We start from the raw sequence: 1,505 nt of genomic DNA, 5'->3' as shown, positions 1-1,505 counted from the left end.
GCGGTGTCTACAGCCGTTGCGGGAGCCGTGGCGGCTTGCGAGTTGGCGAGATTGACTTTGCGAAGCGGAACCGAGACAGATCCCGGATAGTCGAAGCCTGCTCCAGTATTGCGGTCCACGATATAACCGATGCCGCCGCCTAAAAGTATATTGCCCCAAACGGCGCCGTAACGAACCAGTTGCCTGTTAGCGCGGGTCAATTATAGTAAACGCAATTGCCAGCTAAATTATCAAATTGTCACGCAGAAATAAACTGGTGAATGAACTAGGCCAAGTTTTTAGACTGTGACAATGCGTGAGCATCTCGCCGGATTTGACGCCTATATTCGTTGGAGGGATTCACGAGATCCCGTGTACTCAACCGGATATCTGGAGGAGGCGCCATGTCTGACTTGTTGCAACTCAGTCCTACACTCATCAAAATCATCGCCCGTATCAACCCTTACATTTGGGAAGTCGTGGGAGGCGGGCCGTTGGGGAAACGTGTTCAGATTGCCGCGATTGCGGCGGACCCTGAGCCGAGCCCTTGGCTGCAAGCGCAATTGGCTGCCGTCGAAATAGGGCAGCGCCAGGTGGATGCGGCTTCGGCGATTCAAACGCAAAATGGCGACGCAAGGCCGTTCCTGAAGGCTGTGCTGGATGATTGGTGCGGCACGCCGTATCCACACCCGCACTTCCCGCACAACTGGTCCACCGGGCTGGGTGAGCCAAGGCCGCCGCGTCCCAATGAGCTGGATGCTTATACCTTGCCCATCCTCGGCGCCATCGCGATGATCAGGCAAAGCGAATCGATCGCCAACGAGTCGCTCAGCAAGGCGCTGGCGGAAACCGGCGCTGCCATGATCCAGCGCGCTACCACTCACGCGCTAGAACATCAGCGGGAACTTCGCTGAAATAGAAAAGGCCGCCCGAAGGCGGCCTTCTGATTGACAGCGGCGAGAATCAGTCCGCCGCGTAGATGTCGTTGTCCTTGGTTTCACGGACGAACAGCGCGCCGATCACCGCGGTGATCAGAGCAATCACGATCGGATACCACAGACCGTAGTAGATGTCGCCCTTGAACGCCACCAGCGAGAACGAGATGGTTGGCAGCAGGCCGCCGAACCAGCCGTTACCGATGTGGTATGGCAGGGACATCGAGGTGTAGCGGATGCGGGTCGGGAACAGTTCCACCAGCATGGCTGCGATCGGGCCGTACACCATGGTCACATACAGCACCAGGATGAACAGGATCAGGACCATCATCGGTTTGTTCATCTGCGCTTCATCAGCCTTGGCAGGGTAGCCCGCAGCCTTGACGGCGGCCGACACTTCCTTCTTCATGGCAGCTTCGTTGTCCTTGCTGGCCTTGTCGAAGTTCAGCCCATCCGGGGTCATCACTGCGTTGAAGGCATTGATTTCCTTGTCGCCGACTTTGATCACGGCCACGGAACCAGCAGGTGCATCCTGGCGGGTGTACGCCACGGACGAACCGGTCAGCATGCCGGTCGCGATATCGCAGGAGG

2 protein-coding genes are annotated in these 1,505 nt (G+C 57.7%); one reads left to right on the top strand and one right to left on the bottom strand.

What is annotated here, in order from left to right:
- Positions 1–383 precede the first annotated feature (383 nt).
- The gene (locus tag AB4Z11_RS31415; protein ID WP_442030051.1) at positions 384–893 is read left to right on the top strand and encodes a hypothetical protein; all 510 of its coding nucleotides are present in this window, start codon (positions 384–386) and stop codon (positions 891–893) included.
- A 49-nt stretch (positions 894–942) separates the two neighbouring features.
- Here AB4Z11_RS31415 and AB4Z11_RS31410 read toward each other — a convergent pair.
- Positions 943–1,505 (bottom strand): MFS transporter (locus AB4Z11_RS31410; protein WP_442030049.1); only part of this gene is annotated, 563 nt, incomplete at its 5' end.

This window comes from Pseudoduganella sp. RAF53_2 (assembly GCF_052113985.1).
Classification (GTDB): domain Bacteria; phylum Pseudomonadota; class Gammaproteobacteria; order Burkholderiales; family Burkholderiaceae_D; genus Rugamonas.
This window is presented reverse-complemented; position numbering and strand designations above follow the sequence as displayed.